20 protein-coding genes, 1 tRNA gene and 4 pseudogenes are annotated in these 23,800 nt (G+C 72.6%); 16 read left to right on the forward strand and 9 right to left on the reverse strand.

The window, feature by feature from the left end:
* Positions 1-58 precede the first annotated feature (58 nt).
* Both orn and IE94_RS0107200 read left to right on the forward strand, forming a co-directional pair.
* The gene (orn, locus tag IE94_RS0107195; protein ID WP_030179898.1) at positions 59-661 is read left to right on the forward strand and encodes an oligoribonuclease; all 603 of its coding nucleotides are present in this window, start codon (positions 59-61) and stop codon (positions 659-661) included.
* Positions 662-785: 124 nt separating this feature from the next.
* Positions 786-858, forward strand: a tRNA-His gene (locus IE94_RS0107200).
* Positions 859-982: 124 nt separating this feature from the next.
* Here IE94_RS0107200 and IE94_RS0107210 read toward each other — a convergent pair.
* Positions 983-2,038 (reverse strand): LacI family DNA-binding transcriptional regulator, encoded by a 1,056-nt coding sequence (locus IE94_RS0107210; protein ID WP_030179901.1) that lies wholly within the window; start codon positions 2,036-2,038, stop codon positions 983-985.
* 364 nt (positions 2,039-2,402) lie between these two features.
* Between IE94_RS0107210 and IE94_RS0107215 the strand changes: the two genes are divergently transcribed.
* The 4 genes from IE94_RS0107215 (at position 2,403) to IE94_RS0107230 (ending at position 7,228) form a co-directional block, all read left to right on the forward strand.
* Positions 2,403-3,728, forward strand: a complete 1,326-nt coding sequence (locus IE94_RS0107215; RefSeq protein ID WP_030179904.1) for an ABC transporter substrate-binding protein — start codon at positions 2,403-2,405, stop codon at positions 3,726-3,728.
* A gap of 5 nt (positions 3,729-3,733) precedes the next feature.
* Complete coding sequence (locus IE94_RS0107220) at positions 3,734-4,747, forward strand: carbohydrate ABC transporter permease (protein ID WP_030179907.1); 1,014 nt, start codon at positions 3,734-3,736, stop codon at positions 4,745-4,747.
* 12 nt (positions 4,748-4,759) lie between these two features.
* Positions 4,760-5,671: a carbohydrate ABC transporter permease gene (locus IE94_RS0107225; RefSeq protein ID WP_030179908.1), complete on the forward strand. Its 912-nt coding sequence runs from the start codon at positions 4,760-4,762 to the stop codon at positions 5,669-5,671.
* A gap of 114 nt (positions 5,672-5,785) precedes the next feature.
* On the forward strand, positions 5,786-7,228 hold the full coding sequence (locus IE94_RS0107230; protein WP_030179911.1) for a GH1 family beta-glucosidase: 1,443 nt from the start codon (positions 5,786-5,788) through the stop codon (positions 7,226-7,228).
* A gap of 471 nt (positions 7,229-7,699) precedes the next feature.
* On the opposite strand, the gene IE94_RS0107235 is transcribed toward IE94_RS0107230, so the two are convergent.
* Positions 7,700-9,118, reverse strand: coding sequence for a sensor histidine kinase (locus IE94_RS0107235; protein ID WP_037922046.1), 1,419 nt, complete (start codon positions 9,116-9,118; stop codon positions 7,700-7,702).
* Positions 9,115-9,819 carry a response regulator transcription factor gene (locus tag IE94_RS0107240; protein ID WP_030179917.1) on the reverse strand — a complete coding sequence of 235 codons (705 nt, stop codon included), beginning with the start codon at positions 9,817-9,819 and terminating at the stop codon, positions 9,115-9,117. Before IE94_RS0107240 ends, IE94_RS0107235 begins: the two co-directional genes overlap by 4 nt.
* Positions 9,820-9,930: 111 nt before the next feature.
* Between IE94_RS0107240 and IE94_RS0107245 the strand changes: the two genes are divergently transcribed.
* Entirely contained in the window at positions 9,931-10,506 is a 576-nt protein-coding gene (locus IE94_RS0107245) for a hypothetical protein (protein WP_030179921.1), read from the forward strand.
* A gap of 28 nt (positions 10,507-10,534) precedes the next feature.
* Here the strand turns inward: IE94_RS0107245 and IE94_RS0107250 are convergent, their stop codons facing one another.
* Positions 10,535-11,404 carry a spermidine synthase gene (locus tag IE94_RS0107250; RefSeq protein WP_030179924.1) on the reverse strand — a complete coding sequence of 290 codons (870 nt, stop codon included), beginning with the start codon at positions 11,402-11,404 and terminating at the stop codon, positions 10,535-10,537.
* A gap of 31 nt (positions 11,405-11,435) precedes the next feature.
* Entirely contained in the window at positions 11,436-11,816 is a 381-nt protein-coding gene (locus tag IE94_RS0107255) for a hypothetical protein (RefSeq protein WP_051777358.1), read from the reverse strand.
* 287 nt (positions 11,817-12,103) lie between these two features.
* Between IE94_RS0107255 and IE94_RS0107260 the strand changes: the two genes are divergently transcribed.
* Positions 12,104-13,516 carry an NsdA family TPR-like regulatory protein gene (locus tag IE94_RS0107260; RefSeq protein ID WP_030179928.1) on the forward strand — a complete coding sequence of 471 codons (1,413 nt, stop codon included), beginning with the start codon at positions 12,104-12,106 and terminating at the stop codon, positions 13,514-13,516.
* A gap of 234 nt (positions 13,517-13,750) precedes the next feature.
* Here the strand turns inward: IE94_RS0107260 and IE94_RS0107265 are convergent, their stop codons facing one another.
* Complete coding sequence (locus tag IE94_RS0107265; protein WP_030179931.1) at positions 13,751-14,347, reverse strand: histidine phosphatase family protein; 597 nt, start codon at positions 14,345-14,347, stop codon at positions 13,751-13,753.
* Positions 14,348-14,560: 213 nt separating this feature from the next.
* Between IE94_RS0107265 and IE94_RS0107270 the strand changes: the two genes are divergently transcribed.
* From IE94_RS0107270 to IE94_RS41815, 5 genes and pseudogenes are all read left to right on the forward strand, one after another.
* The gene (locus IE94_RS0107270; protein WP_030179933.1) at positions 14,561-15,538 is read left to right on the forward strand and encodes a phosphatase PAP2 family protein; all 978 of its coding nucleotides are present in this window, start codon (positions 14,561-14,563) and stop codon (positions 15,536-15,538) included.
* Entirely contained in the window at positions 15,447-16,715 is a 1,269-nt protein-coding gene (locus IE94_RS0107275) for a hypothetical protein (protein ID WP_078606418.1), read from the forward strand. The genes IE94_RS0107270 and IE94_RS0107275 overlap by 92 nt, the downstream gene beginning before the upstream one ends.
* A complete protein-coding gene (locus tag IE94_RS0107280; protein WP_030179937.1) occupies positions 16,706-18,412 on the forward strand; it encodes a hypothetical protein in 1,707 nt (568 codons plus the stop codon). The genes IE94_RS0107275 and IE94_RS0107280 overlap by 10 nt, the downstream gene beginning before the upstream one ends.
* Positions 18,409-19,776: an AAA domain-containing protein gene (locus IE94_RS0107285; protein ID WP_051777342.1), complete on the forward strand. Its 1,368-nt coding sequence runs from the start codon at positions 18,409-18,411 to the stop codon at positions 19,774-19,776. The genes IE94_RS0107280 and IE94_RS0107285 overlap by 4 nt, the downstream gene beginning before the upstream one ends.
* Positions 19,777-19,914: 138 nt before the next feature.
* Positions 19,915-20,557: pseudogene (locus IE94_RS41815) on the forward strand (IS701 family transposase); the annotation flags it as partial.
* Between the two features lie 43 nt (positions 20,558-20,600).
* On the opposite strand, the pseudogene IE94_RS37125 reads toward IE94_RS41815, so the two are convergent.
* Positions 20,601-21,120: pseudogene (locus IE94_RS37125) on the reverse strand (DinB family protein).
* Positions 21,121-21,199: 79 nt separating this feature from the next.
* Between IE94_RS37125 and IE94_RS37735 the strand changes: the two are divergent.
* Positions 21,200-21,421, forward strand: a pseudogene (locus IE94_RS37735) (helix-turn-helix domain-containing protein); the annotation flags it as partial.
* An 81-nt stretch (positions 21,422-21,502) separates the two neighbouring features.
* On the opposite strand, the gene IE94_RS0107295 reads toward IE94_RS37735, so the two are convergent.
* Positions 21,503-22,000: an SRPBCC family protein gene (locus IE94_RS0107295; protein ID WP_051777344.1), complete on the reverse strand. Its 498-nt coding sequence runs from the start codon at positions 21,998-22,000 to the stop codon at positions 21,503-21,505.
* Between the two features lie 284 nt (positions 22,001-22,284).
* Here IE94_RS0107295 and IE94_RS41685 point away from each other — a divergent pair.
* Both IE94_RS41685 and IE94_RS0107300 read left to right on the forward strand, forming a co-directional pair.
* Positions 22,285-22,425: pseudogene (locus tag IE94_RS41685) on the forward strand (transposase); the annotation flags it as partial.
* 218 nt (positions 22,426-22,643) lie between these two features.
* A complete protein-coding gene (locus IE94_RS0107300) occupies positions 22,644-23,210 on the forward strand; it encodes a dihydrofolate reductase family protein (RefSeq protein ID WP_030179949.1) in 567 nt (188 codons plus the stop codon).
* Positions 23,211-23,218: 8 nt separating this feature from the next.
* On the opposite strand, the gene IE94_RS0107305 is transcribed toward IE94_RS0107300, so the two are convergent.
* Complete coding sequence (locus IE94_RS0107305) at positions 23,219-23,653, reverse strand: ATP-binding protein (RefSeq protein ID WP_030179951.1); 435 nt, start codon at positions 23,651-23,653, stop codon at positions 23,219-23,221.
* Positions 23,654-23,800: the final 147 nt, after the last annotated feature.

Consider the following 23,800-nt stretch of genomic DNA (forward strand, 5'->3'; position numbering starts at 1 on the left):
GACGCCCGCACGGACGCCGGGGGCCCGATGAACAGTCGCTCACCGTACAGTGGCCCGCATGAACGATCGCATGGTGTGGATCGACTGCGAGATGACCGGCCTCTCGCTGTCCGACGACGCGCTCATCGAGGTTGCCGCCCTCGTCACCGACTCCGAGCTGAACATCCTCGGTGACGGTGTCGACATCGTCATCCGCCCCCCGGAGCGGGCCCTGGAGACGATGCCGGAGGTGGTGCGCGAGATGCACACCGCGTCCGGACTGCTCGCGGAGCTGGACGGCGGCACGACCCTGGCGGACGCCGAGGCCCAGGTCCTGGCCTATGTGCGCGAGCATGTGAAGGAGCCGGGCAAGGCCCCGCTGTGCGGCAACTCGGTCGGCACCGACCGCGGCTTCCTGCTGCGGGACATGGCGACGCTGGAGGGCTACCTCCACTACCGGATCGTCGACGTCTCCTCGATCAAGGAGCTGGCCCGCCGCTGGTACCCGCGGGCGTACTTCAACAGCCCCGAGAAGAACGGCAACCACCGGGCGCTCGCCGACATCCGCGAGTCCATCGCCGAACTGCGCTACTACCGGGAGGCGGTCTTCGTCCCGCAGCCCGGCCCCGACTCCGACACGGCCAGGGCGATCGCCGCGAAGCACGTCGTATCCGCCGGTTAGCGGCCCGGGCCCGCCGGGGGACGGCGCCCGGGAAAGCCGGGCGCGAGCACCCCTTCGGACCCTGTACACTTTTTCTCAGCCGGTCGGGAAACCCCGCCACGCGGGATTTCGAGCACCGGCCTTGGTGGGTGTAGCTCAGCTGGTAGAGCACCTGGTTGTGGTCCAGGATGCCGCGGGTTCAAGTCCCGTCACTCACCCTGAGCGATCAGCCGGTGATTCTCGCAAGAGAGTCACCGGCTGATTGCGTTGCGAAGACGCGTCGCGCGTCGAAAGGGTGCCGCCGGGGGACGCGCGCCCGGCGCACGCCCCCCGCCCGCGGTCTCATGACGACCTGCGCTCCACCAGCTCCGTCGCCAGGACCACCTGGTGGCGCTCCAGGCCCCGCGAGGCGGCCGGGCGGCGGTCGGCGATCTCGGTCAGCAGCAGGTCGATCATCGCGCGGCCCATCTCCTCGATGGGCTGGCGCACGCTGGTCAGCGGCGGCTCCATGTGGCGGGCGATGGCCGAGTCGTCGTAGCCGACCAGGGCCACGTCGTCCGGGATGCGCCGGCCCGTCTCGCGCAGGATCTGGCTCGCGCCCGCCGCGGTGACGTCCGAGGCGGCGAAGACCGCGTCCACGTCGGGGCGGCGGCGCAGCAGCTCCGCCATCGCGCGGCGCCCGCCCTCCTCGGTGAAGTCGCCCGGCTCGATGAGCCCCTCGTCCACCTCGTGGCCCGCCTCCCGCAGAGCGTCGCGGTAGCCGTCGACGCGTCGCTGGGCACCGTAGACGGCGAGGTGACCGGTGATGTGGGCGATGTGGCCGCGGCCCCGGGAGAGCAGGTGCTCGACGGCCGAGCGGGCGCCGCCGTAGTTGTCCGAGTCCACCGACGCCAGCGGTTCCGCCGCCGAGCGCGGGCCGCTGATCACCGCGGGGATCTCCAGCTGGGTGAGCAGATCGGGCAGCGGGTCGTCGGCGTGCACCGAGACCAGCAGGACGCCGTCCACCCGGTGCGCCGCGAGGTACTGGGCGAGCCGCTCCCGCTCCCTGTCGCTGCCCGCGAATATCAGCAGCAGCTGCATCTCCGTCTCGGACAGCTCGGAGCCGACGCCCTTCAGCATGTCCGAGAAGTAGGGCTCCGCGAAGAACCGGGTCTCCGGCTCCGGCACCACCAGGGCGATCGCGTCCGTGCGGTTGGCCGCCAGCGCACGGGCCGCCGTGTTCGGAACGTAACCGAGCTCCGCGACCGCCGCCTCCACGGCCGCCCGGGTCGCGTCGCTCACCCGCGGCGAGCCGTTGATGACGCGGGAGACCGTGCCGCGGCCGACGCCCGCGCGGGCCGCCACCTCTTCGAGGGTGGGCCGGCCACCGCTCCGACCACGCACTCCGTGGCTTGCCATCGGCTCCGCCTCCCGTCGTCACCCCCGCACTCTGCGGCTGGCCTGGAATTTAACAGGCCGGTCGGGTGTAATGACCGACTCCGGTCCCTCTCCCGTGAACGGGGGGTGTCGCCGGGCCGTCCGCAACATCCAGTTAACAGGCCGATAACTGAACGCGATTCGTCGCGTCCGTTCCCTTGACACCCCCGCCCGGACCGACGACTCTTCAACACATCACTTGTGGGAGCGCTCCCACACTACCTGGCACATACACATCCCGCACGTTCCCCGCCCGAGCCGCAGCGACGAACGAAAGACATGAAGCAGCGGGTCCAACCATGTAGTTGGCCGGGGGGTCGGCACGTCAGGGCAACAGGAGGACGCAATGCGAGCAGCACGCAGAGGATCGGCCCGCAGGGTGGTGGTCATGGCGGCCATCGCGTCGCTGGGCGCCGGGCTGCTGGCCGGCTGTGCCGACGACGGGAACGACGAGGACAGCTCGTCGTCGGGCGACAGCAGCGGCAAGACCACGATCACCCTCGGTCTGTTCGGGACGATGGGCTTCAAGGAGGCCGGTCTCTACGACGAGTACGAGAAGCTCAACCCGGACATCAACATCGAGGAGAACGTCACCGAGCGGAACGAGAACTACTACCCCGCCCTGGTGAACCACCTCACCACCAACAGCGGCCTCCAGGACGTGCAGGCGATAGAGGTCGGCAACATCGCCGAGGTCGTCGCCACCCAGGCGGACAAGTTCGAGGACATGTCCAAGGCCGCGGGCGTCCAGAAGGGCAACTGGCTCGACTGGAAGTGGCAGCAGGCCACCACCAAGGACGGCGCCACGATCGGTCTGGGCACCGACATCGGCCCGATGGCCATCTGCTACCGCAAGGACCTGTTCGAGAAGGCCGGCCTGCCGACCGACCGCGACGAGGTCTCCAAGATGTGGGCCGGGGACTGGAACAAGTTCATCGAGGCCGGCGAGAAGTACAAGAAGGGTGCCGGCAAGGACACCTACTTCATGGACTCCCCCGGCGGCCTGATCAACGCCATCCTCAGCAGTGAGAAGGAGAAGTTCTACGACGCCTCCGGCAAGGTCATCTACAAGACCAACCCGGCCGTCAAGGACGCCTTCGACCTGACCGCCGAGGCGGCCGAGAAGGGGCTGGTCCAGTCGCAGACCCAGTTCCAGCCGGCCTGGGACCAGACGATCTCCAACAGCCTGTTCGCCACCGTCGCCTGCCCGCCGTGGATGCTCGGCACCATCAAGGCCAAGTCCCAGCCGGAGTCCGCCGGCAAGTGGGACGTGGCCCAGGCCCCGAAGTCCGGCAACTGGGGCGGCACCTTCCTGGGCGTGCCCAAGGGCGGCAAGCACGTGAAGGAGGCGCAGAAGCTGATCACCTGGCTGACCGCGCCCGAGCAGCAGGCCAAGCTCTTCTCCAAGATGGGCAGCTTCCCGAGCGCGCCCGCCGCGTACAAGCTCCCGCAGGTCACCGGCGGCAAGAACGACATGACCGGTGACGCGCCGATCGGCGAGCTGTTCGCGAAGGCCGCCGAGCAGATCCCGACCCAGGTGATCGGCCCGAAGGACCAGATCGTCCAGCAGGGTCTGACGGACAACGGCGTCATCCTCGTCACCCAGGGCAAGTCCGCCAAGGACGCCTGGAACAACGCGGTGAAGACCATCGACAACAACCTGGAGAAGTGACCGGAATGACCACCCGGCACGACACCGCCGCGTCCCCCGTCAAGGGGGGCGCGGCCCCGGGCCGCCCGCCCGGCGGGAACACGTCCGCCGAGGCGGACCACAAGAGGCGGGCCAAGCTCTCCCGCCGCTGGCAGCGGGACATGCGCTGGAGCCCGTACGCGTTCGTCTCGCCGTTCTTCCTGCTCTTCCTCGCCTTCGGCCTGTTCCCGCTGATCTACACCGGCTGGGCCTCGCTGCACACGGTGGAGCTGACCGCGCCCACCGACATGAAGTGGACGGGTTTCGACAACTACACCCGCATCTTCGACGACGAGTTCTTCTGGAACGCCGCGAAGAACACGCTGTGGATCGGCATCATCTCCACGGTGCCGCAGCTGCTGATGGCGATGGGCCTGGCGCACATCCTCAACTACAAGCTGCGTGGCTCGACCTTCTACCGGGTCGTCATGCTGGCTCCGTACGCGACGTCGATCGCCGCGGCCTCGCTGGTCTTCGTGCTGCTCTTCGGCCGCGACTACGGCATGATCAACTGGGCCCTCGACCTGGTGGGCCTGGACAAGATCGACTGGCAGAACGGCTCGTGGGCGTCCAAGTTCGCCGTGTCCACCATCGTCATCTGGCGCTGGACCGGCTACAACGCGCTGATCTACCTGGCCGCGATGCAGGCGATCCCGCAGGACCTGTACGAGTCGGCGGCGCTGGACGGCGCCAGCCGCTGGCGGCAGTTCATCCACGTCACGCTGCCCTCGCTGCGTCCCACGATCCTGTTCACGGTCGTCGTGTCGACCATCGGTGCCTCGCAGGTCTTCGGCGAGCCGCTGCTCTTCGACGCCAACAAGGGCGCCTCGGGCGGCTCCCAGCACCAGTTCCAGACGCTCGGCCTGTACCTGTACGAGCAGGGCTGGGTCAACCAGCACCTGGGCCGCGCCTCCGCCATCGCCTGGGCCATGTTCCTGATCCTCATCGTGATCGGGATCATCAACGCCGTCATCTCGCGCCGGCTGCGCGCCAGTAGTTAAGGAGAACCGGCCGTGACGACGACCATGACGAAACCCCCGGCCGACGCGGCACCCGAGCCGTCCCGGCGGGGCCGACGACGTTCCAAGGCGGCGCGGGCGGGCGGCACCCTGCACGCCGGGCCGATCGCCTACATCATCCTCGCCCTGTTCACCATCGGCTCGCTGTTCCCCCTGGTGTGGTCGGCGATCGCCGCCTCGCGCGACAACCAGCGGCTCGCCCAGACGCCACCGCCCTTCTGGTTCGGCGGCAACCTCTTCGACAAGCTCGAGATCGCCTGGAAGGACGCCAACCTCGGCGAGGCGTTCCTGAACACCACCATCGTGGCCGGGATCTCCTCGCTCACCATCGTCTTCCTGTCGACGATCGCCGGGTTCGCCTTCGCCAAGCTGCGCTTCCGCGGGCGCAACGCGCTGATGCTGATCGTCATCGGCACGATGATGGTGCCCCCGCAGCTCAGCATCATCCCGCTGTACCAGCTGGTCGCGAAGCTGGACTGGTCCGACCAGTTGCAGGCGGTGATCCTGCCCTCGCTGGTGAACGCGTTCGGTGTGTTCTTCATGCGGCAGTACCTGCTCCAGGCACTGCCCGACGAGGTCATCGAGGCCGCGCGGGTGGACGGAGCCAGCAGCTGGCGCGTGGTGTGGCACGTGGTGTTCCCGGCGGCCCGGCCCGCGATGGCCGTGCTCGGCATGCTGATGTTCGTGCAGTCCTGGAACGACTTCCTGTGGCCGTTCCTGGTGCTGACGCAGAACGGCAGTCCGACCGTGCAGGTCGCCCTCGCCGGACTGGGGCGCGGCTACACCCCGGACCAGTCCCTGATCATGGCCGGCGCGCTGCTCGGCACGCTGCCGCTGCTCCTGGTGTTCGCGATCTTCGGCAAGCAGATCGTGGGCGGCATCATGCAGGGCGCCGTCAAGGGATGACACCCCTCCCGGGGGCCGGGCCACCGCCGTCCCGGCCCCGCCTTCCCCCCTCGTACCTCCACGCGTCGGACCTCCACGACCCGACCCGCCATGACCCGCAATGGGAGCGCTTCCATGCCTGAGTCCGCAACGCCGGTGACCCCGGTGACCTTCCCCCCCGCCTTCCTCTGGGGCGCCGCCACCTCGGCGTACCAGATCGAGGGCGCGGTGCGGGAGGACGGCCGAACCCCCTCGATCTGGGACACCTTCAGCCACACCCCCGGAAAGACGGCCGGCGGGGACACCGGTGACGTCGCCGTCGACCACTACCACCGCTACCGCGACGACGTGGCGCTGATGAAGGACCTGGGCCTGGGCGCCTACCGCTTCTCGGTCTCCTGGCCCCGGGTGCAGCCCACCGGCCGCGGCCCCGCCGTCCAGCGCGGCCTGGACTTCTACCGCCGCCTGGTGGACGAGCTGCTGGCCGCCGGGATCAAGCCGGCCGTCACCCTCTACCACTGGGACCTGCCGCAGGAACTGGAGGACGCGGGCGGCTGGCCCGAGCGGGAGACGGCGTACCGGTTCGCCGAGTACGCGCAGATCGTCGGCGAGGCGCTCGGCGACCGGGTGGAACAGTGGATCACGCTGAACGAGCCGTGGTGCGCCGCCTTCCTGGGCTACGCCTCCGGTGTGCACGCCCCCGGCCGCACCGACCCGGCGGCGGCGCTGCGTGCCGCGCACCACCTGAACCTGGCGCACGGCCTGGGCACGGTCGCGCTGCGTTCGGTGATGCCGGCCCGCAACTCGGTGGCGATCAGCCTCAACACGTCCGTGGTGCGGCCGCTGACGCAGAGCCCGGCGGACCTGGCGGCGGCCCGCAAGATCGACGACCTGTCCGGCGGGATCTTCCACGGCCCGATCCTGCACGGCGCCTACCCGCAGTCCCTCCTGGAGGCCACCGCGCCGGTGACGGACTGGTCGTTCGTCCAGGACGGCGACCTGGGCCAGATCCGCCAGCCGATCGACGCGGTCTGCCTCAACTACTACACGCCGACAGTGGTGTCGGCGGCCGACGGCGACTCGCGTGCGCCGCGCGCCGACGGCCACGGCGCCAGTGACCACTCGCCGTGGCCCGCCGCGGAGGACGTGGCGTTCCACCAGCCGCCGGGCGAGCGCACGGAGATGGGCTGGAGCGTCGACCCGACCGGCCTGCACGAGCTGATCATGCGGTACACCCGGGAGGCCCCCGGCACGCCGCTGTACATCAGCGAGAACGGCGCGGCCTACGACGACAAGCCCGGCGCGGACGGCTCGGTGCACGACCCCGACCGGGTCGCCTACCTGAACGGCCACCTCACCGCGGTGCGGCAGGCCATCGCCGACGGCGCCGACGTCCGCGGCTACTACCTGTGGTCGCTGCTGGACAACTTCGAGTGGGCCTACGGCTACGAGAAGCGCTTCGGCGCGGTGTACGTCGACTACGCCTCCCAGCAGCGCACCCCGAAGTCGAGCGCCCTGTGGTACAGCCGGGCGGCCCGTACGGGGACGCTGCCGCCGCTGGACGCCGTGGGGCAGTAGTCCCTCGGCGGGGCGGCACACGGACCGAGCGGGGCGCGGCATCCGACGGGGGGATGCCGCGCCCCGCTCGTGGGGCCGGTGCGGGGCCCGGCCCGCGCGGGGAGGAGCGGGCCTGCTGGTAGGCGGCGAAGACCTTGGCGGGCAGCGCCCCGCCACCGGCCACGGCCGCCGCGACGACGGTGCCGACCGCCTTGTTCCTGCCACTGACCTTGCGTCGGTGCGTGCGCATCACGTGCCTGCCTTCGCTGTTCACGGTGCCCCCGGCGGAAGGCCGGCGGGAGCGGGTGGGGGTGCGGCAGCACGCCAGCGACCCGGAAACGGGCAAAGATCCTGTTCCGGGCGGGGGTTGGCGATCTCAGGGCGGGCTAAAGGAAGGGATCGGGGCCGATTAGTGGTCGTGCCCGCTCAGCACCGGTCCGTGTCCGGTCAACGAGCGCGGCCGGCCCGGGCCGCCGGTGCCGACGCCGACGCCTACGCCGACGCCTGCGCCTGCGTACGGCTCTGTCCGCGTCGGCGTACGGTCCCCCGGTGCCCGCGCCGCACCGGGGCGGTACGCCCGTCCAGCTGGATCCATATCCGCACCTCGGTGCCGCCCAGCACGGAGGAGCCGATGCGTACGTCGCCGCCGGTCGACTCCGCCATCCGGCGCACGATGTCCAGGCCGAGCCCGGTCGAGCCGTCGGTGCCCGAACCCCGGCCGCGGGCCATCGCCGCCTCGGGGTCGGCTATGCCGGTGCCCGCGTCGGAGACGAGCACGATCACCGCGTCCTCGCCGTTGTGCAGGTCGACGGCGAAGGCGGTGCCCTCGGCGGTGTGCCGGAAGACGTTGCCGAGCAGGGCGTCGAGGGAGGCGGCCAGATCGGTGCGGGCCACGGGGATGCGCACCGGCCGGTCGGCGCCGGCCACCCGCCACTTGCGGCCCTCGTCCTCCGCGAGTGCCGACCAGAACCCCATCCGCTCCCGGACCACCTCGGCCGCGTCGCACCCGGCACCGGGACCGGCGGCGGCCGTCTGCGGCTTGGCGTCCCGGGCCGTGCGGATGATCGTGTCGACCTCGCGCTCCAGCTGCTCGACGGCGGCCCTGGTCTGCTCGGCGGCCGGGCCGTGGCCGAGCGAGGCGGCGTTGAGGCGCAGCACGGTCAGCGGGGTGCGCAGCCGGTGGGACAGGTCGGCGGCCAGCTCCCGCTCGTTGGCGAGGAGCTGGACGACCTGATCGGCCATGGAGTTGAACGCGACGGCCGCGCGCCGCAGTTCGTCCGGTCCCTCCACGGGCACCCGCGCGCCCAGCTTGCCCTCCCCCAGCTCGTGCGCTCCCTCGACCAGACGCCGCGCAGGCTGCACCATCCGGACGCCCAGCCGGTCGGCGACCGCGACCGAGCCGACGATCAGCGCCGCGCCGACCGCCGCCAGCACCGCCCAGGCCGTGCCGACGCCGTTGGTCACCTCGGACTCGGGGACGTACACCTCGACGACGGCGATCTGGCCGGAGCTGAGCGCGACCGGCTGGAGCAGGGTGGAGCCGCCGCCCACCTCGGTGGTGGAGGCCCGCCCCATCGTCCGTACGGCGGCGATGTCCTCGTCGGAGGCGCGCTGCCGTCCGATGTCGGTGGCGCCGCCGGTCCGCCCGGCACCGGAACCGGCACCGGCACCGGGCGCCGGTATGTGCACGGCCATGCCGGCGTCCGAACCGGCGGAGGCCACGACGCGCTCCAACTGCTCGCGGTCGGTGGTGATGGACAGGGCCGGCGCGACGGCGGCGGCCTCCCGTTCCGCGTTGGAGAAGGCGCGGTCGCGGGCCATCTCCCGGATGACGAGGCCGAGCGGCACGGCGAAGGCGACCACGACCATCGCGGTGACCGCCAGCGAGACCTTGACCAGGGCCCATCTCATCGCGGTGGCTCCGGTCGCGGTGGCTCCAGCTTCACGCCGACGCCGCGCAGGGTGTGCAGATAGCGCGGCCGGGCCGCGGTCTCGCCCAGTTTGCGCCGCAGCCAGGACAGGTGGACGTCGATGGTCTGGTCGTCGCCGTAGGACTGCTGCCAGACCTCGGCGAGCAGCTCCTTGCGCGGGACGACGACCCCGGGGCGGCCGGCCAGGAAGGCGAGCAGGTCGAACTCTCGGCGGGTCAGGTCGAGGACCGCGCCGTCCAGTTCGGCCTGGCGGCGCAGCGGGTCGACGGTGAGGCCGCCCACCCGCAGGACGGTCGGCGCCGCCGCCTTGGCGGGGCCGCCGCGGGCGCGGCGCAGGACGGCCGCCATCCGGGCCGACAGGTGCTCGGCGGAGAACGGTTTGGTGAGGTAGTCGTCCGCGCCCGCGTTCAACAGCCGTACGATCTCCGCCTCGTCGTCCCGGGCGGTGGCGACGATCACCGGTACGTCGGTGATGCCGCGCAGCATCTTCAGCGCCTCGGAGCCGTCCAGGTCGGGCAGTCCGAGGTCCAGGATCACCACGTCGAACCGGACATGGGCGACCTCGCGCAGCGCCTCCAACGCCGTGCCGACGCTGCGCACGGTGTGCGAGGCGTCGGTCAGCTGCCGGATGAGCGCCGAGCGTACGAACTGGTCGTCCTCGACCACGAGCACACTTGCCATGGGCGGCACCGTACGCCATGCGGACCGGCCCGGTCGGGGCCTGTGGACAACTCCGTCCCGGCCCGCGTCACACCGTCTTTCGGGCGACACGCGTGGGGCGGGTGAGGCAGTATGGCCGCGATGCGCAGAGGACTCGCCCACGTGATCGCCTGGCTGCTCGCCACCGGCGCGGCGGTGACGCTGTCGTGGTGGGGTGTGCACACGGTGATGGCGGGCACGGCCTACGACGCCCCCCGGGCGCTGCCGATCACGGCGGCCGACGCGAGCGTGCGGGACGAGGAGGACGACGGCGGGGAGCCCCTGGCGTCGTCCACCCGTCGGCCCTCGCCCTCGGCCTCGCCGTCGTCGGGCGGCGCGGCGCCGACGCCGAGCCGCACGTCCCGCGAGCCCGGCCCCGCCCCGTCGCGCACCGCGCCGTCCACCCCACCGCCCGAGGACCCGGCGAGCCCCGTGCCCGACACGTCCGGCGAGGTCAGGAGTTACGAGACCGACGGGGGCCGCGCGGTCTTCGACCTCGGTCCGTCGTCCGCGTCCCTGGTGTCGGCGACTCCGGGTCCGGGCTGGTCGATGCAGGTGTGGAAGACGCCGTCGTGGATCCGGGTGGAGTTCACCTCGGGCGCGGACCGGGTGTCGGTGTTCTGCACCTGGCACGACGGGCCGCCGCGGGTGGAGATCGGCAGCTACTGAACCGGCGCGCCCGGCAGTCGGCCGCGACTCACCTGAAGACGGACTCCGGCGGCGCGGGCGAGTCCACCGCCGCCGCGTCCGTCACGGGCCGGGCGCCACCGGTGAAGTCGGCGAGCGCGCGGCCGTGTTCCACGCGCGCGGTGTGCGGGTCGGAGGCGGCCCGGCGGGTGAGTTCGGCGATCGGCAGCGGGTGGTCGGCGGCGACCAGGATCGCGTTGCCGAAGCGCTTGCCGCGCAGTACGGCCGGGTCGGCGACGAGGGCGAGTTCGGCGAACCGGGCGGCGGCGGTGGCGATCTGGCCGCGCAGGTGGGCGAGGGGCGGGCCGTCGGCGAGGTTGGCGACGTGGACCCCGCCGGGGGCGAGCACGCGCCGCACCTCGTCGAGGAACTCGGCGGAGGTCAGGTGGGCCGGGGTCCGGGCCCCGCCGAAGACGTCCGCGACGACCAGGTCCGCCCACCCGTCGGGCACCTTGGCCAGCCCGGCGCGGGCGTCGGCGGCACGCACCCGGATCCGCGCGCCCGGGTCGAGGGGCAGCTCCCGGCGGACCAGTTGGACGAGGGCGGCGTCCCGCTCGACGACCTGCTGGGTGGAGCGGGGGCGGGTGGCGGCGACGTAGCGGGCGAGGGTGAGGGCGCCGCCGCCGAGGTGCACGGCCCGGACGGGCCGGCCGGGCGGGGCGGCCAGGTCGATGACGTGGCCGATGCGGCGCTGGTACTCGAAGGACAGGTACGCCGGGTCGTCGAGGTCGACGTGCGACTGCGGGGCGCCGTCGATCAGCAGCGTCCAGGCCCGGGGCCGGTCCCGGTCGGGGACCAGCTCGGCACGCCCCCCGTCCACGTCCTCGACGACGGCCTCGGCGGACGCGCGTCCGCGGCGGGTGTTCCTGGACTTTCCCATCGGTCCATTATCGGACCGGGCCCGGCGGTGCTCAGCGGCAGCTGTCCGCGGCCCTGATCAGCCGGGCCGCCTCGCCCAGCGCGGCCCGCAGTACGGCGGGGTCGGTCGCCAGGTCCGCCTCGCCGGGCGGCAGCAGCCAGTCGGAGCCCTCCACGGGCGGCTCGGGCGCCGGGACGACGCTCAGTCCGCGCCCGTCCGTCTCCGTGCAGGTACTGCCCGGCACGTCCCAGGCGGCGGCGGTGCCCGGCGGCACCAGGAATCCCAGGGTGCCGCAGCCGTCGTCGTGGAGCACCGGGCCCACCCCCTCACCCGCTCCCCGCCTGAGGATGTCGACCGCCTCCAGACCCTGCCGGGTCGGCACGGTGACGACGTCACAGGCGTCGCAGGGGGGAACGCTGACTCTGGTGTCCATCCCGGCCTCCACCACGGAACTCCTCCTCGGACGAGCGGCTCGGGAGTCGGGGGCCTCCCGGTCCACCCGGTTCAACGCGGCGGACCGTCAACGGCTACGGCCGAAGGCCGCCGCAAAGGATGGCACTTCATGGCAGATCGCGGAGGAGATATCCGGTTTGTAGCCAAACACCGCGTGGTCGCTCCGTCACAGCCGGTACGTTCTTGCTCGCCGGAAACAGGGGTCCGCCAGCCTTGCTCGCCCTCGTCTCCGGCATGGTTCGACGGTTCGCACGAGAGGACCCGGCCATGGCGTCGTCAACGGTGACCTTTGCCCAGCCCGAACGGCCACCGCGGCCGAACCTCGCCTTCAGGCGGTTGCGCGGCAAGCGCTCCCCGGCGGAGTTCGCGGCGGCGGTCCGCCGGGCCGCGCGCGAGATCGGCGAGCGGGTCAGCTGCGACGCGCGCTACGTCGGCCGGGTCGAGGCGGGCGAGATCCGCTGCCCCAACTACGCGTACGAGCGGGTGTTCCTGCACATGTTCCCCGGCCGCACGCTCACCGACCTGGGGTTCGCGCCCCGCTCGTCGGTGCGCGGGCGCCCCACGCGCACGACCGGTGAGTCGCGAGGGGCGGGTGAGCCGTATGAGAGCTGTGACACGCGAGACACGCAAGACCTGTACGAAACGCACGACAACAACGAGGAGAGCGACGTGCTGCGTCGCGCATTCATGACGAGCGGTGCCACCGTGGCCGCCGCCTCGCTGGGCCCCCTGGGACTCGCCTTCGACGCCGAGGCGGCCGGGCGCCCCACGCGCCGGGCCGGGACGGGCGAGGCCGGCGCCCTCGAAGAGGCCGTCCGCCGGATCCGGCTGCTCGACGACCGGCACGGCGCGGACGGCCTCTACCGGCGCGCGGCGGCCCCGCTGCGCACGGCGTACGCGCTCCTGGACGCCGGCGCGTCCCGGCAGGCGACCGCGGACCGGCTCTACACGGGCGCCGGTGAACTGGCGATCTCCGTCGGCTGGCTGGCGCACGACTCGGGGCGCTTCGACGACGCGCGCTCCCACTACGCCGAGGCCCTGGCCACCTCCCGGATGAACGCCGACGCCGGTCTGGAGGCGCACGCCTTCTGCAACATGGCCTTCCTGGCCCGCGACGCCGGTCGCCCGCGCGAGGCGGTACGGGCGGCCGAGGCCGCGCAGCGCGCCGCCCGCCCGCTCGGCTCGGCCCGGCTGATGTCCCTGCTCGCACTGCGCGAGGCGGGCGGCTGGGCGGGGCTCGCGGACCGGGTCGGCTGCGAGCAGGCGCTGGTCCGCGCGCAGACCTTCTTCGAGCGGGGCCCCTCGGACACCGACCCCGAGTGGATGAGCTTCTACGGCGAGGCCGAGCTGGCGGGGCTGGAAGCGCAGTGCTGGTCCACCCTGGGCGACTGGCCGCGGGCCGCCCGGCACGCGCGGCGGGCGGCGGATCTCCAGGACCCGCACTTCACCCGGAACCTCGCGCTGTACTCGGCGGAGCTGGCGGACGACATGGCCCGCGCCGGCCGCCCCGACGAAGCGGCGGGAGCGGGCATGCGGGTCCTGGACCTGCTGGACGAGGTCCAGTCCTCCCGCATCCACACGATGCTGGCGGGCACGGCCCGTGTCCTCCTGCCCCACCGCCGCGCCTCAGGCGTCTCCGCCTTCCTCGACCGCCACGCGGCACTGCCACGACCGGCCTGAGCCGCCGAGCCGCGGCAGTCGTGCCTCCCCCGGTGCCCGAACGGCCCGGTACCCCCGGGCGGCACGGGTGGACGGTGCGGGCCCCCCGAAGCCGGGAGCGGGGAGGCGCCCCGCCACGCCGGGCGGCGTCCCCCGCCCCCGCCCAGCTCCGACGCACGGCACCGCCGCGAGCACCGGCACCGGCACCGGCACTGGCACTGGCACCGGCACCGGCACCGGCACCGGCATTGATCGTCAGCCCACCAAATGCCCCACGTCGTTCCAGCTCTCCACCGCCGGTTCCCCGTACGCCCATCCCAGCACGGACAGCGACGTCGGATTCAGCCGTATCCGCGCGCCGAAGGACACCGGCAGCCCCAGCCACCGCGCCCCGATCGCGCGCAGAATGTGCCCGTGGGCGAAGACCAGCACGTCCCGCTCCGCCTCCCGCGCCCAGGCCACCACCTCGTCCGCGCGCGCGGTGACGTCCGCCACACCCTCCCCGTCCGGGACACCGTCCCGCCAGATCAGCCAGCCGGGCCGCACGGCCTGGATCTGCTCCGGCGTCATCCCCTCGTACGCGCCGTAGTCCCACTCCTGCAACGTGTCCCACGCGCGGGCGCGGTCGCCGAAACCGGCCAGCTCACAGGTCTCGCTCGCGCGCACCAGCGGACTGGTCCGCACCTCCACGCCGGCCAGCCCGTCCAGCGGCGCCCGGTGCAGCCGCTCGCCGAGCAGCTTCGCGCCGCGCCGGCCCTCCTCCAGGAGGGGCACGTCGGTCCTGCCGGTGTGTCTGCCGGACAGCGACCACTCCGTCTGTCCGTGCCGGGCCAGCAGAATGCGCGGAGCCATGGAAGGGCCTTTCCGGGAGAAATGTCTGAGGGGACCCCTCCATCATCCCGTACTGTCCGTGCGGGCAACCCGAGGGGCGGTACCGGCGTCTATCCGGTCCGAGGGCGCTTCGCGGGGCGGTCGCGGCGAGGCCGTAGAGTGGCTCGCCCGGGTCCGTGCGGGCGCACGGGTGAGCGAGAAGTGAGAAGCGTGAGAAGGGGGAGGGCGATCGGATTGCCGCACACCGAGACACCGGGCACCGAGGCGGCCCCGCACCCTCGGCTGCGCTGGTGGACGGAGCTGCCGCTCATCGTCCTCGTGTACGCCTGCTACAGCGCCGGGCGCCTGCTCGTGCGGGGCAACGTCTCCGACGCCGTCGACCACGGCCTGGCCATCCTGGACATCGAGAAGGCGCTCCACCTCAACGCGGAGCACCCCCTCAACCGCCTCTTCACGCGCGAGCCCTGGATCGGCGTACCGGCGGACTTCTGGTACGCGTCGCTGCACTACGTGGTCACCCCGGCGATCCTGATCTGGCTCTTCCGCTCCCGCGCGGTGCGCTACCGGGCCGCCCGCACCTGGCTGATGACGTCCACGTTCATCGGCCTCATCGGCTTCACCCTCCTGCCGACCTGCCCGCCCCGGCTGCTGGACGCCGGACACGGCTTCGTCGACACCATGGCCCAGTACAGCTCGTACGGCTGGTGGGGCGGCGAGGCGAGCGCTCCGCGCGGTCTGGGCGGGATGACCAACCAGTACGCGGCGATGCCGAGCCTGCACGTGGGCTGGGCGCTGTGGTGCGGGGTGATGCTGTGGCGCCACGGCGGCACGCGCACGGCGAAGGCGGCGGGCGTCGTCTACCCGGTGGTGACCACGATCGTGGTCATGGGCACCGCGAACCACTACTTCCTGGACGCGGTCGCCGGGGCGGCCGTGATGGGCGCGGGGCTGCTGCTGGCGCCGTACGTGCTGCGGACCGCGGAGCGGGTGCGGACCCGGGTCACGGCCCGTTTCGCGCCGGCCGCGGCCGGCTCCGCGAGCGCCTCGGCGCCCGCCCCCGACTCCGCCCGGGAGGGCGCGGGTTCCGCGATTGTCAGTGGTGGATGCCAGACTTCCGCGGGTGAGCGATTTCCACGGCAGCGCGAGCAGCGGTTCGGACCGGACCCCGCCCCCTCGGACGCGGGGGACGAGACTCCGGCACCGGCTCGCTGAGCTGCGCGGTCCCGACGTACCGGCCAAGGCGCTGGACGCGCGGGCCCTGGCCGCCCTCGCCGCCAATCCGGGATGCCGCCGGCGCGCGATCCTCGACGGCGCGGGCGTGGACAAGGCCTCCCTCGCCAGTGCGCTGGGCTCGCCGTCGGCCTTCGGACAGTCGCAGTTCGCCCTCACCCGGGGCAACGCCTTCGAGGCCAAGGTCAAGGCGGACGGCGGCGCCGAGTTGCTGCGGCTCGTGCACGAGAAGCTGGACCGGGGCGCCGAGCCGCCCGCCGAGGCCCGGGCCGAGGTGCCCGACCTGTCGGCGTCCGGCCCCGAGGGGCGCACGGCGCGCACGGCGCTGGCCCTGCGCGAGGCCGCGGGAGCACCCGGTGCGTGGACGCTGCTCGACCATCCGATGCTCGCCCTGGACGTCGCCGGTTCGCCCGCCTTCCTGGAGCCGGACGCCGTGGTCGTGCATCCGGACGGCAGCTGGACGGTCGTCGAGATCAAGTCCTTCCCCATGCTGGACGGCTCCGCCGACCCGGCGAAGGTCGGCGCCGCCGCGCGGCAGGCCGCGGTGTACGTGCTGGCCCTGGAGCGGGTCGCCGCCCGGCTCGACCCGGCCCCGCGCGTGCGCCACCGGGTCCTGCTCGTCTGCCCCAAGGACTTCTCCAACCTGCCCACCGCGTCCGCCGTCGACGTGCGCAAGCAGCGTGCCGTCACCGACCGCCAGCTGGCCCGGCTGACCCGCATCGAGGACATCGCCGACGCGCTGCCTCCGGGCGTCAGCTTCTCCCCCGAGCTGCCGGCCGAGGAGCTGGCGGCGGCGGTCGAGGCGGTCCCGGCGGCGTACGCGCCCGAGTGCCTGTCCGCGTGCGAGCTGGCCTTCCACTGCCGCGTCCGGGCCCGCGAGGCCGGTGCGGTGACCTGCCTGGGCCGCCCGGTGCGGGCCGAACTGGGCGGGCTGTCCACCGTCGAGGACGTGCTGGCCGCGGCCCGCGGCGAGGCCGGCGATCCAATCGACCCGGCGGTGGCCGCGCTGCGCAGGGCGGCCCGGCTGCGCGCGGAGGCCCTCGCGACGGCGGCTGCGGTGACCGGCGCGGCGGCGGGCGACGGCAGCGTCACCGGGGGCGGAGTCGGGATCGGCGTCAGGGGCGGGGTCGGGGTCGGCGAGGTGTCCGCGTGTCGCTGATCACCACGCTCGCCCGGCTGGAGGCCGTGCGCACCGGCCGGGCCCAGCCCGCCGCCACCGTCCGGCACCGGCACCTGTCCGACCGGCCGCTGGTCTTCGTGCCGCTCACCACCGCCGGTGAGGCCGGCGCCCCGCTCGGCGCGCTGGTCGGCACCGACCGGGACGCGCCGCACCTGCTGGTGGTGCCGCAGCCCCGCGACCGCGACCTGCGCTTCGCGTTCCTGGCCGACCTGGCCGACATCGTGCTGCCGCACATCGAGGCGTACGCGGAGAGCGTCGAGGCCGCCGAGCGCACCGAGACCGACCCGGAGACGGGCAAGCGGGTCAAGGTCGAGGTCGACCTGTGCGCGGACGCCGCGCAGCTGGTCGTGCCGAGCCGCGCGGGCATCGACTTCGTACGGCTGCTGGGCCGGTCCATGCGCTTTCGCCGTACGGCGGAGCAGGACCCGGAGACCCCGCACCCCGCGCCGCCGCGGGTGCCGCTGCTCGGCCGGTGGCTGACCCACTACGGCGAGCGGGCCCGGGTGCCCGGCTCCTCCCTCCTCCTCGCCATGACCGACCTGCTGGGCCGGCACTGGGCGACCGGGCAGTCCACGCTGGAGGACCAGCACCTGGGAGCCCTGCTCGCGTGGATCGCGCCGGAGAACTCACCAGAGGACTCCCCGGAAAACTCACCACAGGACTCCCCGGAGCCCTGCCGGACCGGCGCGGAGGCCGCCCGCCGCGCCGAGCTGGCCCGCGACGCCGACGGGCAACTGCTGTGCCCGCCCGCGGGCCCGGCGACCGACCCGGCCTTCGACAACAGGCTGCTCGCCCCCGCCATCGAGCGCTACGACCGCGCCCGCACCGCCCTGGCCGCCGCCGAGGACGGTCTGGAGGCCGACGACCGGCTCGGCGCGCTCACCGCCGCCGAGCGGGAGATCCGCGAGCTGGTCGACAGCCGTACCCGGCCCACCTGGGACGCGGTGTGGCGGGGCCTCGATCTGCTGCGGGCGCTGCCCGAGGGGGCGCACACCGAGGAGCGCTGGATGCGCGACCGCTGGTCGTTCACCTCCCACCGGGACCGCATCCTGGCCGGCGAGCCCCCGCAGCCGCGCCGCGACGACGCGGTGACCGCGGCGAACAAGCTGGCCACGCGCGAGCGCGAGCAGGCCCGCCTGGAGGCGCAGGAGGCGTTGGACGATCCGCTGGTGATGGCCGGGCGGCGGCTGTCCGGGGAGGCGTTCGCGGGCGAGGTCGTCGACGTCGTGATGGCGTACAGCGAGAGCAAGCGGCCGAGCCCGCGCCCGCTGGTCACGGTCCGCACGGACGACCGCCCGCACCTGGGCGAGCGGGTGAAGGTCTACCGCTCGCTGGGCGGCAGGCCCCAGACGGCCGAGTACGTCGGACCGGCGTTCCCGGACGACACGGCCGACGGGACCGAGCCGGGGACAGGGACCGGGCCCGGGACCACGACCGACGACGGGACGCTGGTCCTGCGGATCACGGACAAGATGGGTCGCGGCAAGGAGCCCGAGCCCGGGTCGGTGCCGGAGAAGGGCGACCTGGTCTGCTTCACACTCTTCGAGCACGAGCAGCGGGGCGGCGCGAAGCTCCCCGACCCGGAGCAGACCCCGTGGACACACGGCGGCCCGCCCGGGGAGGCGGCCGCGGTGCCGGAGGCCGCCGACGCCCAGACCGAGGAGGACGTGCTGTGACCGCCGAGGCACTCATCGCCCCCGCCCCAGCCCCCGCGACCTTCGACCCGGGCGCCGAGGCGGCCCGCGCCACCGCGGCGATCCTCCACGACACCCTGCACGGCACGGAGCGCGGTGTCGTCGTCGACTCCCCGCCCGGCGCCGGGAAGTCCACGCTCGTGGTGCGGGCGGCCCTGGAGCTGGCCGAGGCGGGCCGCCCCCTGATGGTGGTGGCGCAGACCAACGCCCAGGTCGACGACCTGGTACTGCGCCTGGCCGAGAAGAACCCGGACCTCCCGGTGGGCCGCCTGCACAGCAGCGACACCGACCCGTACGACAAGGCGCTCGACGCGCTCGGAAACGTCCGCAAGTCGGCGAAGGCGGCCGACCTCGCCGGGCAGGCCGTCGTCCTGTCGACGGCGGCGAAGTGGGCGCACGTCAAGGTGGACGAGCCCTGGCGGCACGCGATCGTCGACGAGGCGTACCAGATGCGTTCCGACTCCCTGCTCGCGGTCGCCGGGCTCTTCGAGCGGGCGCTGTTCGTGGGCGATCCGGGCCAGCTGGACCCGTTCGCGACGGTGGGCAGTGAGCAGTGGGCGGGCCTGGCCTACGACCCGTCGTCCTCGGCGGTGACCACCCTCCTCGCCCACAACCCCGCCCTCCCCCAGCATCGTCTCCCGGTCTCCTGGCGGCTCCCGGCGTCGGCGGCCCGCCTGGTCTCCGACGCCTTCTACCCGTACACGCCGTTCCGCAGCGGCACGGACCACGGCGACCGGAGCCTGGCCTTCACGGTGCCGTCGGACGGCTCGGGCCCCGACCGGGTGATCGACGAGGCCGCCGCCTCGGGCTGGGGGCTGCTGGAGCTGCCCGCCCGGCACACCCCGCGCACCGATCCGGAGGCGGTCCGGGCGGTGGCGGCGGTCGTCCGGCGCCTCCTCGACCGGGAGGGCCGGGCGACGTCCGAGCGCTCCCCGGACCCCGCGCCCCTCACCGCCGCCCGCATCGCCGTCGGCACCGCCCACCGCGACCAGGCGGCGGCCGTCCGCTCGGCCCTCGCCGACCTCGGGGTGACCGAGGTGACCGTCGACACGGCCAACCGCCTCCAGGGCCGCGAGTACGACGTCACGGTCGTCCTGCACCCGCTCTCCGGCCGCCCCGACGCCACCGCCTTCCACCTGGAGACGGGCCGCCTGTGCGTCCTGGCCTCCCGGCACCGGCACGCGTGCATCGTGGTCTGCCGCGAGGGCGTCGATGCCCTGCTGGACGACTATCCGTCCACGGAGCCGGTCCAGCTGGGAACGCTGGTGAAGTTCCCGGACGGCTGGGAGGCAATGTTCAGCACCCTGGACCACTGGCAGCAGCACAAGGTGTCCTGGCGACCGTGACCCCACCGACCCCAGGGGCTCTGACCAGCGCCTAATACTCCAGTCTGGTTTCGCAACATACTCCAGTCTGGTTTCGCGACATTGCGGCGGTCCTGGCTGGGAACGGGTATGGCCACCACGTGATCATCGGTTGGTGTGTGGACAAACGAAGATCGTGCGGTGGCCGCGGGCCACCGCGTAGACCCTGCGCGCCGGCGGGAGATGAGCACCGCCGCGCTGGACGCCGGAACACCGGCACAATGGGTGACCGGCGACGAGGCTTACGGGCAGGACCCGCAGCTGCGTGCCGAACGGGAAATGCGCGGGACCGGCTACGTGATGGCCGTCGCCTGCTCAACACGGGTGAGGATCAACCACGGCCGCACATCACTTCATGCGGACGCCGTTGCCGAACGCCTGCCCGCTGCCGCATGGCAGCGGCACAGCGCGGGCAACGGCGCGAAGGGCCCGCGCCACTACGACTGGGCCCGGATCCACATCGGCACCGACAGCCATCGCCACCTGCTGATCCGCCGCACATCGGACCACCGGGGAACTCGCCCTCTACCTGTGCTGGTCACCCACCACAACCACCCTTGCGGAACTGGTCCGCGTCGCCGGTTTCCGCTGGAGCGTCGAGGAATGCGTCCAAGCCGCAAAGGGCCAAGTCGGACTCGACCATTACCAGGTCAGGCACTGGACCTCATGGCACCGGCACGTCACGCTCGCCATGCTCGCTCTGGCCTTCCTGACCGCCGTCGCCGCCAGCTCAGCACCCGAGCCCGCCGCCCAACCAGCCCACCTCACCTGTGGTCACCCCCTGAGCGGAGCCGAACCGGCGATTTTCAGGTCAAGACCAGCCAGCGGCGGCCGTCGATCAGCTCTCGGGCTGCGTCGAGGTGACCGGCATGGCACGCAGACTCGGTGATGACATGCAGCAGAACGTCTCGCAGCGTATGCAGGTGCGGTTCACCGAACAGGTCGTGGGGCCACCAGGCCAATGCGGCGTCGGCAGGGGTGGCGGTGATGATGGCATCGGCCAGTTCCGCCTCCCGCCGATCGGTTGAGCACTTCGATGGCCGGCACTTCCGGGGCCAACGTCCACGCTTCGTCGCCGCTCGTCAGACCGCGAATGACCTTCTCGTCCCCGGCAACGACCGCACGGAACCAGAACCGCTCCACATCCAGTGCCAGGTGCTGGACCAGCCCCAGGCAGTGCCATCCAGAAGGCAGCACGGGCCGTCGAAGATCCTTCGCGTCGAGCCCGTCAAGGATGCCGAGAACGTGGCGTCGCTGTCCGTCCAGGACCCGAAGAAGCGCCCTTACCTCGCTGCCCGGAGTTGTATCCCTCAAATTTTCGGTCACGGGTCACCCAGGATCCGCGAATCTCTGCGGGAGCGGGAGGAATTCCCCAATATCCGGGACCCCGATCGCTGAAGGTGTGGTGGCTGAGCCTGTCCGTGTGCGCAGGTTGAGCGACCAGGAGGGTCAGAAGCTGCAGCAGATCGGGCGGCGGGGAAGCACCAGTACGGTGCGGTACCGGCGCGCGATGATGCTGCTGGCCTCGGCTGGCGGGAACCGGGTGCCGGTGATCGCGAAGCTGGTGCGGGCCGACGAGGACACCGTCCGGGACGTGATTCACCGGTTCAACGAGGTCGGGCTGGCTGACGCACCAATGCCAGGCAACTCCCGACGACGTGCTCGCGCTGACGGTCCAGGGCGCCCTTGGGGGCTTCGAGTTCCGCGTTCACCGGGCGGCGCACAGTTCGGCGAGGCGGTCCAGGGTGCTCACCATCTGTGACTGCCACCAGGCGCGCCCACTGTCCACTTCAGCGCGTTTGTCCTCCGGCATACGCGTACCGTCGAAGGTCTCGGTCACCACCGTCGCTCCGCCCTCATCCGGGAGCAGGTCGAAGATCCACCTGTGGCCCCACGCGGCCCCGGACGCGGTGGCGTCCGGGTGCCCACGACCGGGCCTCGGTTCCCAGCCGATGCGGCGGCCCGGCTCGTACTCGACGACGCGGTTGATCATCTCGTAATCGCCGTAGCGCTCGTAGTACATCCGCATCACGAAAACGTCCCCTACGCCCGAAACCACGGCGCCGGAGACACCACCGCGCAGCATCCCCGAGCCGTCGAGGTCCGCGTGCCGTCCGGGATCGGCCAGGATCCGGAAGATATCCCCCGCCGGGGCGCCGATGTGCCGGGACACCGCCACCACGGCCTCGCCTGTCGTACTTGTCATCCGCGCGCCTCCGTTAACCACAAAGCATGAGCCTGACTCCGGCCTGGACGCTACACCGGGGGTACGACAACGCCTGGCCGAGCACAGGCGGTCAACGCGGACTCCCACCAAACCAGTCCCGAAAGGACTGCCCCCGGCAAACCTTCCCGGTCAAAGCACTAGTAGTGCTTGGTCATGTGCGGTCTGGGATGGCGTGTCTTCTTGATCGGTCGTGTTGTTGATCGGGTGCGTTGGGTGGGGAGTTGGCTGCGGTCCGGTGTGATCTGGAGGACTTCGCGGCGGAGATGTTCGAGCCGTTCGCGCGGGCGGATCAGCGACGGCGGGGTGGGGTCTGTCTGCGGGGTCTGATGCTGGACGGCGGGCGTAAGTTGGTGGAGCCGATGGCCGCCCGCCTGGGCGAGGACGGGAACCGGCAGGCCCTGGCCCAATCCCGCCCTACCTGCCGATCGTCAACGGCGCTCTCGGCCGGCTGGTCCACACCTCGACGCGGAGCGAACTCACGCAGACCCTGAGCTGACCCGCCGAGGAGCACCCCCGGTTGCCGTCCGGGGCCGGGACCACGGACGTACGTCCGGCCACCGCCTGCGGAGCCCGCCCGGCGGCCGTACTGTCGTACCCGAGCCGCTACCGAGGAGGCCTTCCGATGCGCAGGGTGACCTATTCGATGAACACCTCCCTCGACGGCTGCGTCGTCGATCCGAGCGGCGGCATCGACTGGTCGGACCCGGACCCGGAGGTCTTCCGGCACTTCATCGACGAGTTGCGGCAGACCGGCGTCCATCTGCTGGGGCGGCGGCTGTACGAGACGATGCTGTACTGGGAGACCGCCGACCAGGACGCATCACTCGGCGCCGCGGAGTTGGAGTGGGCCGCGCTGTGGAAGGCGCTGCCGAAGGTGGTCTTCTCCAGGACACTGACGGCGGTGGCGGGCACCAACACCCGCCTGGCCTCCGGCACCCTGGCCGAGGAGATCGAGCACTGGCGGGCCGAGCCGGGCGACGGCGACATCGCCCTCGGCGGCGCCACCCTCGCCGCCGAGGCCGCCGAGTCCGGCCTGATCGACGAGTACCGGGCCACGGTCCACCCGGTCCTGGTCGGCGGCGGCACCTTCTTCTTCCCCCACCACGGGCGCCGGGTCAGGCTCGAACTCGTCGAGAACCGCACCTTCGCCTCCGGCGTCGTCCTCCTCCGCCACCGCGTGCGCCGCTGACCGGGGCTTCACGCACTCCGTCTCCCGGCAGCCGCCTCCGCGCCCAGCTCGCACCACACATACTTCCCACGGTTCCCCTCTCGCGCGAGCGGCTGCCACCCCCACACATCCGCGCACGCCCGGACCAACGCCAGCCCCCGCCCGTCCTCCCGCTCCACAGCCCGGTCGAACGGCTGCGGCGGCTCCGGCGGCGAGGGGTCCGCGTCCCATGCCCCGAGCCGAAGCACTCCGCCCCCGGACCAGCGCACCCGCAGCGCGGCGGGCCCCTTGGTGTGCCGTACGGCGTTGGACACCAGCTCCGTGGCGAGCAGCTCGGCCAGGTCCACCATCCGGATCAGCCCGTGCATCGTGAGGATCAGACGCAGGGTGCGGCGGCAGATGGTGACCGCTCTGGGGTCGTTGGGGATGTAGAGGGAGTACTCCCACGAGTCGTTTTCGGACATGCCGGTTCCCTTCGGGGATGGGGTGGGTGGTGCGGGGCCGGTGTCATTGCCACCCAGCCAGAGCAGGGCAAGACGGTGCACTTCCGGCGCCAGTGGTTGCACTACGTGCCGTTCGCAACACCGACGGTAGACCTTAGAAATAACGTC

This window comes from Streptomyces violaceorubidus (assembly GCF_000717995.1).
Lineage (GTDB): Bacteria > Actinomycetota > Actinomycetes > Streptomycetales > Streptomycetaceae > Streptomyces > Streptomyces violaceorubidus.

What these genes read in the sequence shown, in the direction of transcription:
- IE94_RS0107255 (WP_051777358.1), bottom strand. Translation starts at nt 11,816, where the DNA reads ATGGACACCAGAGTCAGCGTTCCCCCCTGCGACGCCTGTGACGTCGTC.
- IE94_RS0107220 (WP_030179907.1), top strand. Translation starts at nt 3,734, where the DNA reads ATGACCACCCGGCACGACACCGCCGCGTCCCCCGTCAAGGGGGGCGCG.
- IE94_RS0107245 (WP_030179921.1), top strand. Translation starts at nt 9,931, where the DNA reads ATGGCCGCGATGCGCAGAGGACTCGCCCACGTGATCGCCTGGCTGCTC.
- IE94_RS0107210 (WP_030179901.1), bottom strand. Translation starts at nt 2,038, where the DNA reads ATGGCAAGCCACGGAGTGCGTGGTCGGAGCGGTGGCCGGCCCACCCTC.
- IE94_RS0107235 (WP_037922046.1), bottom strand. Translation starts at nt 9,118, where the DNA reads ATGAGATGGGCCCTGGTCAAGGTCTCGCTGGCGGTCACCGCGATGGTC.
- IE94_RS0107230 (WP_030179911.1), top strand. Translation starts at nt 5,786, where the DNA reads ATGCCTGAGTCCGCAACGCCGGTGACCCCGGTGACCTTCCCCCCCGCC.
- IE94_RS0107215 (WP_030179904.1), top strand. Translation starts at nt 2,403, where the DNA reads ATGCGAGCAGCACGCAGAGGATCGGCCCGCAGGGTGGTGGTCATGGCG.
- IE94_RS0107305 (WP_030179951.1), bottom strand. Translation starts at nt 23,653, where the DNA reads ATGTCCGAAAACGACTCGTGGGAGTACTCCCTCTACATCCCCAACGAC.
- IE94_RS0107240 (WP_030179917.1), bottom strand. Translation starts at nt 9,819, where the DNA reads ATGGCAAGTGTGCTCGTGGTCGAGGACGACCAGTTCGTACGCTCGGCG.
- IE94_RS0107260 (WP_030179928.1), top strand. Translation starts at nt 12,104, where the DNA reads ATGGCGTCGTCAACGGTGACCTTTGCCCAGCCCGAACGGCCACCGCGG.
- IE94_RS0107250 (WP_030179924.1), bottom strand. Translation starts at nt 11,404, where the DNA reads ATGGGAAAGTCCAGGAACACCCGCCGCGGACGCGCGTCCGCCGAGGCC.
- IE94_RS0107295 (WP_051777344.1), bottom strand. Translation starts at nt 22,000, where the DNA reads ATGACAAGTACGACAGGCGAGGCCGTGGTGGCGGTGTCCCGGCACATC.
- orn (WP_030179898.1), top strand. Translation starts at nt 59, where the DNA reads ATGAACGATCGCATGGTGTGGATCGACTGCGAGATGACCGGCCTCTCG.
- IE94_RS0107265 (WP_030179931.1), bottom strand. Translation starts at nt 14,347, where the DNA reads ATGGCTCCGCGCATTCTGCTGGCCCGGCACGGACAGACGGAGTGGTCG.
- IE94_RS0107300 (WP_030179949.1), top strand. Translation starts at nt 22,644, where the DNA reads ATGCGCAGGGTGACCTATTCGATGAACACCTCCCTCGACGGCTGCGTC.